16 protein-coding genes are annotated in these 14,719 nt (G+C 58.2%); 8 read left to right on the forward strand and 8 right to left on the reverse strand.

Features of this window, described 5'->3' with window-relative positions; all coding sequences use genetic code 11:
* The 5 genes from JH25_RS28970 to JH25_RS22515 form a co-directional block, all read left to right on the forward strand.
* Positions 1 to 220: hypothetical protein (locus JH25_RS28970; protein WP_236648023.1), on the forward strand; the 220-nt coding region annotated here is incomplete at its 5' end.
* Positions 217 to 1,104 (forward strand): threonine/homoserine exporter RhtA, encoded by an 888-nt coding sequence (gene rhtA, locus JH25_RS22530; RefSeq protein WP_032876927.1) that lies wholly within the window; start codon positions 217 to 219, stop codon positions 1,102 to 1,104. The genes JH25_RS28970 and rhtA, both read left to right, overlap by 4 nt.
* A gap of 162 nt (positions 1,105 to 1,266) precedes the next feature.
* Positions 1,267 to 1,548 carry a hypothetical protein gene (locus tag JH25_RS22525; RefSeq protein ID WP_003190182.1) on the forward strand — a complete coding sequence of 94 codons (282 nt, stop codon included), beginning with the start codon at positions 1,267 to 1,269 and terminating at the stop codon, positions 1,546 to 1,548.
* A gap of 108 nt (positions 1,549 to 1,656) precedes the next feature.
* Positions 1,657 to 2,388, forward strand: a complete 732-nt coding sequence (locus JH25_RS22520) for an SDR family oxidoreductase (protein ID WP_032876930.1) — start codon at positions 1,657 to 1,659, stop codon at positions 2,386 to 2,388.
* Positions 2,389 to 2,423: 35 nt separating this feature from the next.
* Positions 2,424 to 3,014 (forward strand): 2-hydroxychromene-2-carboxylate isomerase, encoded by a 591-nt coding sequence (locus tag JH25_RS22515; protein WP_032876933.1) that lies wholly within the window; start codon positions 2,424 to 2,426, stop codon positions 3,012 to 3,014.
* 37 nt (positions 3,015 to 3,051) lie between these two features.
* Here the strand turns inward: JH25_RS22515 and JH25_RS22510 are convergent, their stop codons facing one another.
* The 3 genes from JH25_RS22510 to JH25_RS22500 form a co-directional block, all read right to left on the reverse strand.
* On the reverse strand, positions 3,052 to 4,860 hold the full coding sequence (locus JH25_RS22510) for an aminopeptidase P family protein (RefSeq protein WP_032876936.1): 1,809 nt from the start codon (positions 4,858 to 4,860) through the stop codon (positions 3,052 to 3,054).
* A gap of 49 nt (positions 4,861 to 4,909) precedes the next feature.
* Positions 4,910 to 6,070: a cysteine desulfurase family protein gene (locus JH25_RS22505; protein WP_032876939.1), complete on the reverse strand. Its 1,161-nt coding sequence runs from the start codon at positions 6,068 to 6,070 to the stop codon at positions 4,910 to 4,912.
* A gap of 233 nt (positions 6,071 to 6,303) precedes the next feature.
* The gene (locus JH25_RS22500; RefSeq protein ID WP_032876941.1) at positions 6,304 to 6,573 is read right to left on the reverse strand and encodes a hypothetical protein; all 270 of its coding nucleotides are present in this window, start codon (positions 6,571 to 6,573) and stop codon (positions 6,304 to 6,306) included.
* A 421-nt stretch (positions 6,574 to 6,994) separates the two neighbouring features.
* Here JH25_RS22500 and JH25_RS22495 point away from each other — a divergent pair, with 421 nt between their 5' ends.
* A complete protein-coding gene (locus JH25_RS22495; RefSeq protein ID WP_032876943.1) occupies positions 6,995 to 8,098 on the forward strand; it encodes a sigma-54 interaction domain-containing protein in 1,104 nt (367 codons plus the stop codon).
* Here JH25_RS22495 and JH25_RS22490 read toward each other — a convergent pair.
* Positions 8,087 to 8,452, reverse strand: a complete 366-nt coding sequence (locus JH25_RS22490) for an antibiotic biosynthesis monooxygenase (RefSeq protein ID WP_005786757.1) — start codon at positions 8,450 to 8,452, stop codon at positions 8,087 to 8,089. The genes JH25_RS22495 and JH25_RS22490 overlap by 12 nt on opposite strands.
* A 100-nt stretch (positions 8,453 to 8,552) precedes the next feature.
* Between JH25_RS22490 and soxR the strand changes: the two genes are divergently transcribed.
* Both soxR and JH25_RS22480 read left to right on the forward strand, forming a co-directional pair.
* Positions 8,553 to 9,008, forward strand: coding sequence for a redox-sensitive transcriptional activator SoxR (gene soxR, locus JH25_RS22485; RefSeq protein WP_032876945.1), 456 nt, complete (start codon positions 8,553 to 8,555; stop codon positions 9,006 to 9,008).
* 74 nt (positions 9,009 to 9,082) lie between these two features.
* Positions 9,083 to 9,541 carry a VOC family protein gene (locus JH25_RS22480; protein ID WP_032876949.1) on the forward strand — a complete coding sequence of 153 codons (459 nt, stop codon included), beginning with the start codon at positions 9,083 to 9,085 and terminating at the stop codon, positions 9,539 to 9,541.
* A 119-nt stretch (positions 9,542 to 9,660) separates the two neighbouring features.
* Here the strand turns inward: JH25_RS22480 and JH25_RS22475 are convergent, their stop codons facing one another.
* The 4 genes from JH25_RS22475 to JH25_RS22460 are packed head-to-tail and all read right to left on the reverse strand — an operon-like array spanning position 9,661 to position 14,111.
* Positions 9,661 to 10,893: an MFS transporter gene (locus JH25_RS22475; RefSeq protein ID WP_032876951.1), complete on the reverse strand. Its 1,233-nt coding sequence runs from the start codon at positions 10,891 to 10,893 to the stop codon at positions 9,661 to 9,663.
* Positions 10,890 to 11,606: a 2OG-Fe dioxygenase family protein gene (locus JH25_RS22470; protein ID WP_032876954.1), complete on the reverse strand. Its 717-nt coding sequence runs from the start codon at positions 11,604 to 11,606 to the stop codon at positions 10,890 to 10,892. Before JH25_RS22470 ends, JH25_RS22475 begins: the two co-directional genes overlap by 4 nt.
* Positions 11,607 to 11,610: 4 nt before the next feature.
* Positions 11,611 to 12,978, reverse strand: a complete 1,368-nt coding sequence (locus JH25_RS22465; protein ID WP_032876957.1) for an ATP-grasp domain-containing protein — start codon at positions 12,976 to 12,978, stop codon at positions 11,611 to 11,613.
* Positions 12,975 to 14,111 (reverse strand): KamA family radical SAM protein, encoded by a 1,137-nt coding sequence (locus JH25_RS22460; protein WP_236648024.1) that lies wholly within the window; start codon positions 14,109 to 14,111, stop codon positions 12,975 to 12,977. The genes JH25_RS22465 and JH25_RS22460 overlap by 4 nt, the downstream gene beginning before the upstream one ends.
* Positions 14,112 to 14,719: the final 608 nt, after the last annotated feature.

Genomic DNA, 14,719 nt, shown 5'->3' on the forward strand with positions numbered 1-14,719 from the left:
AATTTCGACTGCGCCGGAAGTGGGGCGAATTATAGGCTTCCAGAATCTGCCGTCAACTCTTAATTTTGGTTTTCTATTAAATCCGCGGCAAACTCAAGAATTACACTATATAGACAACCACTGCGTGCGATTTGAGCAATATATTGCTCATCGCTTGACAGTTAAGCATCATAGCGTCTTCTGCTTATTGACTACGACCTCAGAAGAGCCCTCTCAATGACCACTTCACCCCGCAGCCTGGCCTCGGCACTGTTTCCCGTCGGCCTGCTGTTGATCGCCATGGCCTCCATTCAATCCGGGGCATCATTGGCCAAGAGCATGTTTCCCGTTGTCGGCGCACAAGGCACCACCGCCCTGCGTTTGATTTTTGCCAGTGTGATCATGCTGCTCATATTGCGACCATGGCGCGCCAAGCTGACGGCCAAGTCACTGCGCACAGTGATCATCTACGGGATGGCGCTAGGTGGCATGAACTTCCTCTTCTATATGTCACTGCGCACTGTCCCCCTGGGAATTGCCGTAGCGCTCGAATTCACAGGCCCGCTTGCTGTAGCTATCTATGCCTCGCGCCGAGCTGTCGACTTCGTGTGGATTGCTCTGGCGATCATTGGCCTGCTTCTGTTGATTCCGACGGACAAGGCCAGTAGCGGCATTGATCTGATAGGGGCCGCTTACGCGCTGGGCGCCGGCGTATGCTGGGCGCTCTACATTTTGTTCGGCCAAAAGGCGGGAAATGACAATGGCGTCCAGACCGCCGCGCTCGGGGTAATGATTGCCGCCCTCTTCGTTGCACCGATCGGCATCGTGCATGCCGGCGCCGCGCTGCTGACGCCGGCACTGATCCCTGTCGCCATCAGCGTGGCGATTCTGTCCACTGCCCTGCCCTACACCCTTGAGATGGTCGCACTAACACGCCTTCCCGCCCGTACTTTCGGCACACTGATGAGTATCGAGCCGGCGTTCGGCGCCCTCTCCGGCCTGTTTTTCCTGCACGAGCATCTATCGCTCGCCCAGTGGCTGGCCATCACCTGCATTATCCTGGCCTCGGTCGGTGCCACTTTGACGATGCGCCACGAATCCAAACCACTGGTACCCGCCGACTGATCATCTTTAACCCCAGCTCTGGTATTTGCCGCTCATTTAGGCCATGTTTAGGCCGTAACCGAATGTCATTCATGGAGAATTTCGACACGGACTGCATGAACGCTTCGCTCGAGAGCGAGTAAAGCAGCCCTGTTCTTTGCAGGGCGGCTATTAAGGATGGGAATGAAACGAATTTTGATACTGTTGCTGGTTGTGGGCATCGCGGGGTGTGCCGCCACCACTAAAACAGAAGTGAAACGCGGTAAAAAAGGACTGCATATCAACTGTTCGGGCCTGTCCTCCTCCTGGGACCAGTGCTACACCAGTGCCGCCAATTCATGCGGCGCCAAGGGTTATCGAGTGATTGCCAAGTCCGGCGACAACTCCGAAGAGCCAGGGGACTATCCCTTCGGTCTCAACCCTGCCGGCTATACCAGCCGCAGCATGATCGTCATCTGCAAATAGCTGCCCGAGCAGTCTCCCTGACTGCTCATCTTAAATTTCCACACAGGCCAGGCGATTTACGACATGGCGACTAAACTCCTGCTCGATCATCGAGCCAATGGAGTTCCCATGACGCACAACAACAAAATCGTATTGGTGGTAGGCGCCGGTGACGCAACCGGCGGCGCCATAGCCAAGCGCTTTGCCCGAGAAGGTTACATCGCCTGCGTTACCCGTCGTAGTGCCGACAAACTGCAACCACTGGTAGACAGCATTCAATTGGCGGGCGGGCAAGCCCATGGCTTTGCCTGTGATGCACGTAAAGAAGAAGACGTGATCGCACTGGTAGAGCAAATCGAAACGGAGCTGGGGCCCATTGAAGCGTTCGTCTTCAACATCGGTGCGAACGTGCCTTGCAGCATTCTGGAAGAAACCGCACGCAAGTACTTCAAGATTTGGGAGATGGCGTGTTTCTCCGGCTTCTTGAACGCGCGCGAAGTCGCCAAGCGTATGGCCACCCGTAAACGCGGCACCATCCTGTTCACCGGCGCCACTGCCGGCTTGCGTGGGGCCGCGGGATTTGCCGCATTCGCCGGGGCCAAACATGGTATCCGCGCCCTGGCCCAAAGCATGGCGCGGGAATTAGGCCCGATGAACATCCACGTCGCCCATGTAGTAGTCGATGGCGCCATTGATACCGAGTTCATTCGCGAAAATTTCCCGCAAAAATATGCCCTCAAGGATCAGGACGGCCTCCTCAACCCTGACCACATCGCCGAAAACTACTGGTACCTGCACAGCCAGCCCCGGGACGCCTGGACGTTCGAGCTGGACCTGCGCCCCTGGAACGAACCCTGGTAACACGCCCCTATAACAATAAGCAGCGAGTATCGACCATGAGTAAAACCCTGGAATTTTTCTTTGATCTCGGTAGCCCCGCGACTTACCTGGCCTATACCCAACTACCGGCACTCTGCACCGAGACCGGCGCGCATCTGGTCTATCAACCGATGCTGTTGGGCGGCGTATTCAAGGCTACTGGCAACGCCTCACCGATCACTGTGCCGGCCAAGGGTCGCTACATGCTGGATGACTTGGCGCGCTACGCCAAACGCTACAATGTACCGCTCAGGTTCAACCCGCACTTTCCCATCAATACACTGGTACTGATGCGCGCAATCACCGGCATACAAATCCATGAGCCTGAGCGCTTCTCCGACTTTATCGACTGCCTGTTCCGCGCCCTCTGGGTGGAAGGCCGACACCTGGGCGATCCCGAGGTCGTGGCCCACGTGCTGACCGAGCATGGGTTCGACCCAGAGCAGGTATTGGCCCTGTCCAATGATGAAGCCGTCAAAAGCGCGCTCAAAGACAAAACCGAACAAGCCGTTAAACGCGGCGTGTTCGGTGCCCCCAGCTTTTTTGTAGGCAATCAGCTGTTTTTTGGTCAGGACCGGCTGGATTTCGTGCGCGAAGCCCTCAGCTAAATATCGCTTGCAGCCGGCACAGGCCGGCTGCTGCCAATCAAATAGCTGTGGTACGCACCTGCAACCACTCAAGCGCCGCACCACTGAGCAACGGGCTCAAGCGCTCACGCACCTGGGCGTGATAGGCGTTGAACCATTCGCGCTCATCCGCCGTCAGCAACGACGGTTCCAGGCAACGGGTGTCAATCGGGCACAAGGTCAGGGTTTCGAACTTGAGGAACTCCCCAAACTCGGTCTTGCCCGCTTCACGGTTCAACACCAGGTTTTCGATGCGTACACCCCAACGACCAGGGCGATAAGTCCCCGGCTCGATGGAAGTAATCATCCCGGCTTGCATCGCTGTTTGTGGCGCGGCAGCGGCCTGGTAGGCAATAACCTGCGGCCCCTCATGCACATTGAGGAAATAACCTACGCCATGACCTGTACCGTGACCGTAGTCCACCCCTTCGGCCCAGATCGGCGCACGGGCAATCGCATCCAGCAACGGTGAGAGAATACCTTTGGGGAAGTGTGCACGGGACAGGGCAATCACACCCTTGAGTACCCGCGTGCAATCGCGCTTCTGCTCATCACTCGGGGTACCGATGGGCACCATCCGCGTGATGTCCGTGGTGCCGCCCAGGTACTGGCCACCGGAATCGATCAATAGCAGGCCATCGCCTTCAATCAGGGCATGCTCTTGTTCAGTCGCGTGGTAATGCGGCATGGCGCCGTTGGCGTTGAACGCAGCAATGGTGTTGAAGCTCAGCGACACATAGCCAGGGCGGCAGGTACGCGCCGCAGTCAAGTGTTCGTCGATCGTCAGTTCGGTAATGCGCTCGCGGCCCAGGGCGCTGTCGAGCCAGGCAAAAAATTCGCACAACGCAGCGCCATCCTGCTCCATGGCCTGACGAATATGTTCCGCGTCCGCCAGGCTCTTGCGGGATTTTGCGAGCGTAGTCGGGTTGAGTCCTTCAACCAGCTTGACGCCGGCATCGAGATTTTCCAGCAAGCCGGCCGTCACGCGTACGGGGTCCACTTGCAAACTGGCCCCCGACGGTACGGCACGCAGTGCATCGGCCACTTCGCTGTAGTCGCGCAACGTCACGCCATCCTGCTCGAGCATCACCCGCAACTCGGCATCGACCTTGCCCAGCGCGACAAACAACGTAGCCTGCTGTTGGTTGATCAACGCAAAAGACACAAACACCGGGTTGAAGGACACATCACCGCCACGCAGGTTGAACAACCAGGCGATGTCGTCCAGCGTCGCGATGAAATGCCAATCGGCGCCCTTGTCTTTCAAGCTGGCGCGCAGTGCGGCGAGTTTCTCGCCACGGCTGACGGTGGCTTGAGGCGGCAGATGCTGGTAGATCGGCTGGTTTGGTAGCGTCGGGCGGTCTTGCCAGACTTCGTCGAGCAGGTCGATATCAGTGCGCAAGCGGGCGCCGCGCTCGGCCAGCTTGCCCCCCAGAGTACGTGCCGAAGCCACGGCCATGACCGCACCGTCCACAGCCACTACGCCACCTTCAGGGGTTTGCTCGGCCAGCCATTCCAACGGCCCAGGCTGGCCCGGTTGCAGCTTTACCAACTCAATGCCACTGCCCTTGAGTTCCTTGGTCGCCTGCTCCCAGTAACGGCTATCGGCCCAGACCCCGGCAAAATCCGCCGTGACGATCAGTGTCCCCACCGAACCATGGAACCCCGACAACCATTGGCGCCCCTGCCAGTAGCCCGGCAAGTATTCGGACAAGTGCGGGTCAGCCGATGGCACCAGCAGGGCGTGAATGCCCTCGCGGCGCATCAGTTCACGGGTATGCGCCAGGCGCTGGGGAACCGTTCCATGGGTCAAAGGCTGCGTACTCATTGTGTCTCCTGCTAACCACGAATAATTGTTATATGTTGCCAATGATAAATCAGACCGCCCAAAACGCCGGGGCGCTGGCCAATGCTGCCTTGATCAACTGTGCGGCTTCGTCGATGTCCTGTTCGGTGGTAAACCGGCCCAGGCTCAAGCGAATGGTACGACCGGCGGTGCAAGCATCATGCCCCAGGGCCAGAAGCACATGGGACGGTGCGTTGCTTGCCGAATTGCACGCCGAAGTCGCGGAAAAGGCAATGCCCGCGCTCAGTGTGGCAGAGTTGAACTCACCCTCGCTGAACGTCAGGCTCAGAGTATGTGGAATACGCTGAGTTGGGCTGCCATTGAGGCGCAAGCCGGTAACTGACGTCAGGTGATCCAGCAGGCGCTGGCGCAACGCTGCAATCCGAGCCTTCTCATCAGCAAAGGACGCTGCCGCCAAGGCAAACGCCGTCCCCATGCCGGCAATCTGATGGGTCGCCAGGGTGCCAGAACGCAAGCCCCCTTCGTGTCCACCGCCATGAATCTGCGCCAGCACTTTCTGCTGCGCCAAAGGCCCGACATACAACGCGCCGATACCTTTGGGGCCGTACAGCTTGTGCGCGGAGAATGACATCAAATCCACCGGCCACAGGCCCAGGTCGATGGCTACCTTGCCAGCCCCTTGCGCCGCGTCCACATGAAACAACGCGCCATGCTCACGTACCCGCGCACCGATGGCCGGGATGTCATTCAGGGTGCCCAGCTCGTTATTGACCAGCATCAGCGAGACCAGGAAGGTGTCCTCGCGCAGGGCTTCGCTGACCGCTTCGACGCTGATCAAGCCGTCCGCATCCGGCACCAGGTAGGTCACCGCCACGCCGGCTTCCTGCAGTTGCCGCGCAGTATCCAGTGTGGCCTTGTGCTCGATCTGGCTGGTGATGATATGCCCACCCGCCACACCCCGGGCCTGGGTCACTCCCTTGAGCGCCAGGTTGTTGGACTCCGTGGCGCCGGAGGTCCAGACGATCTGCTCCGGCTGGGCGCCGACCAGTTCAGCGACCTGGCGACGCGCCTGTTCAACCGTGTGCCGGGCCGCCTGGCCGAATGCATGGGAACTGGACGCCGGGTTACCAAAATTGGCATTGAAGCCCAGGCACTCGACCATCACCTGGATAACCCGCTCATCCACCGGCGTGGTAGCGGCGTAGTCAAAATACAACGGACGTTTATTCATGACGTTAGAACTCGCAGAGCGTGCTCCCGAAAGCAGCGTCTCGGGGGGGCATCGACCGGAACAGAGGTCGTCAGGTTTAACCGATCGAATGCCATTAAAGAAGGTAACTTTATTTAAATGTGCGTAGGAACGCTCCTGGAATTGAGCTTAACAGGCTGAAGTAGCTCCATGGCAAACAAAAAGCCCGAGGTTCCTTAAGGGAATCCTCGGGCTTTTTATCGTAAGAGGCCGGCTCAACTGGGGCGACCATGCAGGACTACGCTGCGCTCGGCGTTCATTTCACCCTGGCGATCAAAAGAGAAAGGCTTCTGTGGCTGGCCAAGCAACGCAGCGCGCTGCTGCTGATATTCGTCAAACGACAAGCCGCGACGGCTCAGCGCCTCCAGGGCCAATTGCCTGGTCTCCTCGGCGGTGTATGGACGCAATTCCGGGGCTGGATGGGACGCACATCCGGCAAGGACAGAGGTAACAAGTAGCAGCGAAACAGCGAGGAAACGGTTCATGGCGGCGGCTCTGCGAGAGGGGGTTCAAGTCAATGAACACAGGCTACTCCCGGTCCTTCTCGGTGAAAAATCATCGCCCGTGATAGTCGCTATCAACCGGCACGCCACCTTCAACAATCAGCTGCTAATATTCCTTAAAGATCTATAAATATGCAAACACATCCATTTACGGAATAAATCATTTTCTCTATAAATAGCTTCACACGTCAGCAACTGTGCAGTGGCAACAGCCAACCCCAAAACTGGGGTCAGACAACAACTCCCTTTCTCGGCAGCGAGCGCCATACCCATACAGATCAAAGCCTGAACCCGTTGGTACAGCCCTTGTTCAACCTACTTCACCTCTGTTGCTCAGTACCCCGCCGTTAAAATTGAGCCAGTCCCTGCCGATCCCGACGTTCTACTCCTGAGAGAGGTGCCCATGCAGCTTTTGACCCTACCGCCCTCGCCCGCCCTTGCGACCTCGATCCGCGCCACGGCCCAGGTCTTCGAAGACCCCAAATCCCAGGCACTGCTCGACCATATCCAACAAGTGGCGCCCAGCGAAGCCAGCGTGCTGATCATCGGCGAGACCGGCACCGGCAAAGAGCTGGTGGCGCGGCATATCCACAACCTCAGCGCTCGGCGCAACCGGCCGTTCGTAGCGGTGAACTGCGGGGCGTTCTCTGAATCCCTGGTGGAAGCCGAGTTGTTCGGCCACGAGAAAGGCGCGTTTACCGGCGCCCTCAGCGCCAAGGCCGGCTGGTTCGAAGAGGCAGACGGCGGCACCTTGTTTCTCGATGAGATCGGCGACCTGCCGATGGCCATCCAGGTCAAACTGCTGCGGGTGTTGCAGGAGCGCGAAGTGGTGCGCCTGGGCTCACGCAAAAGCATACCTATTGATGTAAGAGTCCTGGCCGCCACCAACGTACAACTGGAAAAGGCCATCAACGCCGGGCATTTTCGCGAAGATCTGTACTACCGCCTCGATGTGGTCAGCCTGGAGCTGAGCCCGCTGCGCGAGCGCCCCGGCGATATCCTGCCGCTGACCCGCCACTTTATCCAAGCCTACAGCCAGCGTCTGGGCTACGGCCCGATCACCATCAGCAGCGAGGCCGAGCACAAACTCAAGCGCTACAGTTGGCCGGGCAATATTCGCGAGCTGGAAAACGTGATTCACCACACCTTGCTGATCTGCCGCAACGGCGTGATCGAGCGCGACGATCTGCGCCTGTCGAATATGCGCATCGAGCGCCAGGACGACAGCCAGCACGCCACCGACAACAGCGCCGAAGCCTTGCTTGCGCGGGCGTTTCAAAAGCTCTTCGAGGAACAGGCCGGCGCCCTGCATGAAAAAGTCGAGGACGCTTTATTACGCGCCGCTTACCGCTTCAGCCATTACAACCAAGTACACACCGCCAACCTGCTGGGCCTGAGCCGCAACGTTACGCGCACGCGCCTGATCAAGATCGGCGAGCTGGCGGTAAACAAACGCCGGCCCGGGCAAACGCTGCTGGGCGAACGGATGCTGCATTTATCCATTTAAGCGGCAGTGCAAAGCATCGTCCTGACTGCGCTCAAAACTGCGCAACACCTGGAATGATCCGAAGGTCACAGCCGTCGCTTGATGCGCGCGGATCAGTGTCCAGAAATCTTCGTCGCCGTGCTCGAAACGCTTGAAGGCTGCTTCTCCGTCCTCGCGGGATTGCCATTGCAGGTAATTGAGCACCCGCCGCCCATCATCGCTGACCTGCACACTGGCACTCAGAAAGCCACCATGGCTTGCCGCGAGGCGCTCGCTCTGGGTGGTCAAGGCCGCCACCAGGGCTGATTGCTGGCGGGGCTCGATCTGAAATTCGATCAATTGAGTGAAGCTGCGATTTTTCTCTGATACCTGCATGAGCACTCCCCTTTCTCTGTAGGCAGAATCTTGCGATTCGATGTCACGCAGGGTAAAACCTCTAGTTAAGTCGAGGTCAAGCACTGTTTGGGAGTCTTACATGCTCAGCAACGAACTCAGCGTCGGTCAGTTGGCCGCCCGCAGCGGCATAGCGGTCACCGCCCTGCACTTCTACGAATCCAAAGGGCTGATCAAGAGCAATCGCAATGCCGGCAATCAACGGCGATATCCACGGGACGTACTGCGCCGGGTGGTGCTGATCAAAATTGCCCAACGCCTGGGCATTCCGCTGGCGACCATTGGCGAGGCATTGCGGGCCCTGCCCGATGGGCGCACACCGAACGCTCACGACTGGGAACGGCTGTCGGCCTTGTGGCGTCAAGATCTGGATGAGCGCATCAACAAGCTGACGCTGCTGCGCGACAAGCTCAATGGTTGTATCGGGTGCGGGTGCCTGTCGATGGAGGCATGTCCGTTGCGCAATCACGATGACCAGCTGGGTGAGCGTGGCCCTGGTGCGCAACTGCTGGAGCCCACGCTTGATTCCGATCGGTAAAGCCGGTTGCGCAATGCAACGTGACCTATAGTGAAAAGGCTGTGACTCCATAACCACAATCAAAGGAGAACGTTATGAGCGTTAAACCTATTCCCGAGGGTTACCACGGCATTACTCCCTACCTGGGCATCAACGAGGCCGCAAAGGCGATAGATTTCTACAAAAAGGCCTTTGGCGCCTCGGTGTTCATGCGCTTGGACATGCCCGACGGCAGGGTCGGCCATGCGGAGCTGCGTATTGGCGAAGCGGTGATCATGCTGGGCACGCCCTGTGACGAAACGGCCCTGCGCAATCCCGACTCACATCCCAGTGTCGGTTTGCACCTGTATGTGAATGACGTGGACGCACAATTCAAACAGGCGGTTGATGCCGGCGCCAGCGTAGTGTCCGAGCCGCAGGATCAGTTCTATGGGGATCGCTCGGCGAGTGTGAAGGATCCGTTCGGTCACCTCTGGTTCCTGGCCACCCATAAGGAGGACCTGACCGAGGAGCAAATCCGCCAGCGTGCCATGCAGATGTTCAAGCAAAATTAACCCTGTGGGCGTGAGCTTGCTCGCGCCTGCAACACGCCACGCCTTGCCCCAGGTTCCAGCCGGCCAACACGCGTGGCCTGCTCCGGCAAGCTAAAGGCCTGTGTGGAGTCTGGAACACTTCAAGGGTTTGTCGATCTGACACCCCGGTACGCATTGCGCCCCAGCCATACCGTCATGACCAACAAGGCGGTCAATGGCAGCCCATGGAACAACACGATCACCTGGGCCGGCGTCCACGTCACATAGAACGGCCCGACCACCAGCATGCCCACGCCAAAACCGGCCATCTGGATCAGGGTCAAGAGGCTGAACAGCGGCAAGCGCAAGCTATCGGGCTCGCTTTGCGCACGGGAGATCAACGCCACCTCGGACAATCCATCGCCCAGCCCTGCCCACACCACCAGCAACAGCGCCAGCCACAGTTCGGTCTGCTGGAATGTCAGGATAAAGCCGCTGGACATCAACGCCACACCGAGCATGAACAAGCGCTCCATGCCTTGAGTGCCACGACCTTTCAACACTGCACTGGCGATGCGCGCGCCAACAAACTTGCCACAGGCCCACACGGCCAGCAGATAGCCCATGACCGTCTTGGCCGTGTCCGGTGAAATGTACTGCGACAGCACTGGCCAGCCGACGTTATGGGCCGCGCTGCCAAGGGTGTCGAGCATGCTGATCAGCAACATCGCAGCCAGCACCGGCGCACCGCGCAACCCCTTGGTCAGCTCGTGCCATTCGGCGGCCAGCCCGCGATGCGCGGCAACGGCAACGCTAAACAACGCGCGCAAGGGCAAGACCAGGCAAGCGGCAATCACATAGGTGCCGATGTTGACGGCAAACACCGCTTCAAATCCGCCCGTGGCGATCAGCAAGCCGGAGAGCAAACTTCCGAAGACCGCGCCGGTGGCGGCCGCCGAGGTGATCCATGCATTGGTATTCACCCGCTGCTCCAGCGCGACCCAGGTGGGCAACTGACTGTTGAGGCCAATGGCAAACAGCGAATTGCACAGGCCGATACCGAAGGCGATAAAGGGAAGAAGGGTGAGTTGATGGGCCGGTAACAACACCAGCAGCGGCGTCAGCAACAGCGCCCGGGCCAGGTCCAACCCCGCCAACGTCCCACGCCCGGCAAACCGCCGAAAAAACGGGATGCCAAACAGGCTGGCGACAATCCCGCCGGTGACCCGGCACGCCAGGAAAATGCTGACAAACACTACGCTCTGGCTGAGCCAGTACACATAAGTGGACAACGCCACCATGTTGAGGAACGCGCCAAAATCCGACACACCGCGAGCAAAGATGATCAGGCGAGCGTTGCGGGTCGACAGATTCAGTTGTTGATGGTGGCTCATGCAGGCTGTGCCTCCTCGACACTGCGCAGGCTTACCAAGAGCACATCGCGCCAGGCCGGTGCCGTCTCCACCCGCGGTCGCACCTCCCCGGCCCGATGGTAGAACCCACGGTCGTTGATCACGATAGTCTCCAGAAATTTCTCCATCGGCAGTTGCAGCAGCCGGCTGTGCTCCGTTTCGTCGGCAAACACCTCCGACACCACCGGCACCGTGTTGCATTCGCCAATAAAGTGCATGAACACCCAATCCAGGCCGTCCTGGTGAATCCCCGAAGTGGTCGGGCTGCTCGATGGCCCATCCGCCCGCACCCGGAACTGATGGATATCGATCGTATAGGTCTGTTCGCCCAGGTGCGGGGTAATCACTGCAAGGTCCGTCGCCAGCAGCTTCTGCATGAGTGGGTGCTCGATAAAGCCCTCCTCGCTATAGCTCAGGTGGTTCACGCCCTGGCGATAGTTCACCGCGTAGGTGACCGGCGATTTGAACGCCGTATTCCTGTCGATCTGCAATTGCCGTGACGGTAACAGACGATAGCGCAAGATGCGCCGTTCGCGGTGGGTGTAAGTCCTGAACGCCTCGTCGCGCACCAGGTTATCCCAATACGCGCGAAAGCTTTGCTCCTCACCCGGTTCAACTTTGACCAGTTCGCGAAAGTCCGGGCGATGACAGAAGTGATGTTCGCGCAAAAGCGCCGAAATCTGAGGGATGTCCATATCGCTATCCTGCAACCGGTGGATCGATGAGGATGCGCAGGTGTTGCTGCAACGCATCGTGCAAGGCATGGGCGTCGGCGGCATTGCCAACCTGGGCCCAGCATTTGAGCAAATAATGCTCCTCGATATCCGCGTCAATATAGTGGCCGGGGTCCTGCGGGGCATATTCCAGCACCGAGCGGTGTTGGTCCAGGAACTGCAGGCCGTCAATACCCCTGAAAAGGCCACTGTGCTGCGGATAAATCGCCAGCATCGCGTAGTGTTGCCGCGCCTCGGCGTTCTTATGTGCGCCGGCCTCCAATTGTGCATTGATGCCCTTCTCGCCCAACAACAATCCCATGTACAACTGATAAGGATCGACACCGGCCAAGTCGCGGAACGCCGAGTTCACATACAGTCCGCCCAGGCGTGGGTTGATCTCGATAACCACCGGCCCTGCGTCCGTCATGCGAAACTCGAAATGCACCACAGCGTTGGTCAGGCCCACCGCGTGCAGGCAGTCCACCGCGTACTGGCGGATCTGCTCACACTGGGCCTGGCTGAACGACGTCGGCGGGGAAATCAGCAGGTTTTCAAGGACGGTGCCGCTGCGCTCGGTCAGCAGCAGTTTTTCATTGATCAGCAGCGGATGGACACGCTCGCCGGCAATCACACATTCCACACTGCCTTCGATGCCAGGAATATAACCTTCCAACAGAATGCTGCGCCCTGGCAGGTATTCACGCCGCAGCCCACCCTCAGGCGGCAGGGCGTGCGCACAGCCGTAGAAGTCCGCATAAGCGGCGGCGCCATGATCACTCACGAAATGCCGATAGTGGCTGCGTAGCTCCTCCCAGTTCGAGCATTTTTTGATAAACGCCGAAGCCCCGCCAAAGGGCGGTTTGGCGATCAGTGGATAACCCACGCGCTCGGCGCCTTGCTGGAGTTCCTGTTCGTTGTTGCACAGCACGAACGGTACCGAACGCAACTCATGCTGTTTCAACACGCGGCGCATCAAGAACTTGTTATTGCACGCCGCAATCGCCTCTGGGTGGCTGTAGACCAAGCCCAACCGCTGACACGCCTGCGCAACGATACAGCCCACCTCCCCTTGTGCGGACGGGTGCCCGGCCTGGCAGAAAATCCCCCGCACCTGATAACGCCCGTCCAACTGTCCGACCAACTCCAAGATGGACTGCTCACTGAGCGTTTCGAGCAGGAACACTTCGTCACTGTCGTCCCTGAGTCGTTGCAGGTGCTTGCGCCCCGCCACGGCGGCCGTCAAACACGCCAAGCCGTGGGCGCGGGCCACCGTGAAATGCGGTTCCCGGTAGCGGTAGCGAGCGCAAGCGCTGTCATCCACATCAATAAACAGAATCGCACCCTGTTTCATACCGCATCCTGCCAACTGCACCATTGGCCCTCCCAGTTGCGAAAACGGTAAGTACGCTGCCCATCGCGAACTTCAAAATGCGGTAAGTCTTCAGGTTTTTCAAAGTCCAACAACGGCACGGTGAACTTGCCTTGTGCGTGAGGAAGTACATATTCGGGCAGGGCAATATTGGATACGCGGCGTTTGAGCCGATCCATTATGACGATGGCTTGGCTGATCGAGGCCTTATACTCTGAAGCACCGGGTGAAAACGGCATGAAGTGATATAAGTAATAGGGCTTTACGCCCAGACGATAAAGATCAATGAATAATTTATGCAACGTCGCTTCATCATCATTCACGCCACGCAACAGCGGCATGTTAGAGAATACTATCGGCACCACGCCCTGAATCCGTTTAACCGCGAGGGCAAAATCAGCACTGAGTTCAAGCGGGTGGCAGACATGCACACCAAATGCATTGACTTTGTACTTGTGCAGCATCGCCACCAACTCATCGGTCACGCGAAACGGGTTGAAACTCAAGGCCCGCGAATGAATGCGTATCAGCAGGTCATCACGAATGCCGCGCAATGCGGCCAGCATCTCCTCAAGCTTGCGGTCGGCCAGCATCAGTGGGTCACCGCCACTGAGAATCACCTCTTCAATCGCCGGGTTAGCGCGGATGTACTCCACCGAATCCTTGAACGAGTCGGTGTTGGCGTTAGCTTTGTCGGTGCCCACCTGCAGCGTGCGCAGCGCCTCGAAACAGAACTGGCAATAGGCATTGCAGGTGTTGGTGGTGCGCAGGATCACGCGGTTGTCGTACTTGTGCTGGCAGATGGGCGTCTTCATCTCATGATTGAGTTCCCAGTTTTCGGAACTGCCGTCATAGTCGCCCTGCACCTGTTCGCTCCAGTACGGTACTACCTGGCGCCACAGTGGGTGGTCCATCACTTCGCCGGTGGTGAGTGAACGCTTGATCAAATCAATATAGTAAGGCGTGATCTGCATCTTGCGATCTTGCAGGTTGTGCTCGATATGCGCCGTTGTGGCCTCGCCCCATCCACCGCAGGCATTGCGCAGTGCAGGTTCATCGCGGATGGCATTCTTCTGCTGCCAACGCCAGTCTTGCCACTGAACTGAACGATGCATGGCTTGATCAAAAATCGACATGAGTTTGAACTCTCTGTTAAGGCATAGGGACGCGTACTTTTCCAGCGCAGGAAAAGTATTATTCGCAGCAATGGCAATCGACGGACATACGACAGACCACGATCAAGTAACTAATTTGATCACCGGCACCAGAGAGATATAACAGTTCGCCACTTGAGGGCGCGAATAAACGACTAGCACGGTCATGCAATCAACTTCCTTTTTATAATATTTCGACTTCCAAGTCCGCACCCACTAAAGCCGATACCCGCCAATGTGTCAATACAATAAACTTGTAATTTGTCTGGAATTAACCTGCCCCCGCGCCAACACCCTTTAATGACAAGGGGGGGCTTTCGTTCAAGCCAAGCTATTTGAAAAACAAATAATACTGAAAGCAACGCGCGCCGCTGTTATAGAGAGCGTTATTTCTACTTATATAACTACGTAGCCGCACTTCCGCTGAGCCAGGGGTTGGGCGCGAGGCAGTGGCGCTCAAATGCATGGCTGATGACGAAATCACCCAGCGGCATGATCACGTCCCTGGAGGTCAGGCCCGGCCTCACGCAAGCCGCTGAACGCTTGCAGGCTGGTGTATTGCGTGTTCG

The sequence above is a fragment of the Pseudomonas sp. BRG-100 genome, from assembly GCF_000737955.1.
In the GTDB taxonomy this organism is placed as follows: domain Bacteria; phylum Pseudomonadota; class Gammaproteobacteria; order Pseudomonadales; family Pseudomonadaceae; genus Aquipseudomonas; species Aquipseudomonas synxantha_A.

Excerpts from the sequence above, each read along its gene's own strand:
- rhtA (WP_032876927.1), top strand. The coding sequence starts at position 217 with ATGACCACTTCACCCCGCAGCCTGGCCTCGGCACTGTTTCCCGTCGGC.
- JH25_RS22525 (WP_003190182.1), top strand. The coding sequence starts at position 1,267 with ATGAAACGAATTTTGATACTGTTGCTGGTTGTGGGCATCGCGGGGTGT.
- JH25_RS22520 (WP_032876930.1), top strand. The coding sequence starts at position 1,657 with ATGACGCACAACAACAAAATCGTATTGGTGGTAGGCGCCGGTGACGCA.
- JH25_RS22515 (WP_032876933.1), top strand. The coding sequence starts at position 2,424 with ATGAGTAAAACCCTGGAATTTTTCTTTGATCTCGGTAGCCCCGCGACT.
- JH25_RS22510 (WP_032876936.1), bottom strand. The coding sequence starts at position 4,860 with ATGAGTACGCAGCCTTTGACCCATGGAACGGTTCCCCAGCGCCTGGCG.
- JH25_RS22505 (WP_032876939.1), bottom strand. The coding sequence starts at position 6,070 with ATGAATAAACGTCCGTTGTATTTTGACTACGCCGCTACCACGCCGGTG.
- JH25_RS22500 (WP_032876941.1), bottom strand. The coding sequence starts at position 6,573 with ATGAACCGTTTCCTCGCTGTTTCGCTGCTACTTGTTACCTCTGTCCTT.
- JH25_RS22495 (WP_032876943.1), top strand. The coding sequence starts at position 6,995 with ATGCAGCTTTTGACCCTACCGCCCTCGCCCGCCCTTGCGACCTCGATC.
- JH25_RS22490 (WP_005786757.1), bottom strand. The coding sequence starts at position 8,452 with ATGCAGGTATCAGAGAAAAATCGCAGCTTCACTCAATTGATCGAATTT.
- soxR (WP_032876945.1), top strand. The coding sequence starts at position 8,553 with ATGCTCAGCAACGAACTCAGCGTCGGTCAGTTGGCCGCCCGCAGCGGC.
- JH25_RS22480 (WP_032876949.1), top strand. The coding sequence starts at position 9,083 with ATGAGCGTTAAACCTATTCCCGAGGGTTACCACGGCATTACTCCCTAC.
- JH25_RS22475 (WP_032876951.1), bottom strand. The coding sequence starts at position 10,893 with ATGAGCCACCATCAACAACTGAATCTGTCGACCCGCAACGCTCGCCTG.
- JH25_RS22470 (WP_032876954.1), bottom strand. The coding sequence starts at position 11,606 with ATGGACATCCCTCAGATTTCGGCGCTTTTGCGCGAACATCACTTCTGT.
- JH25_RS22465 (WP_032876957.1), bottom strand. The coding sequence starts at position 12,978 with ATGAAACAGGGTGCGATTCTGTTTATTGATGTGGATGACAGCGCTTGC.
- JH25_RS22460 (WP_236648024.1), bottom strand. The coding sequence starts at position 14,111 with ATGCATCGTTCAGTTCAGTGGCAAGACTGGCGTTGGCAGCAGAAGAAT.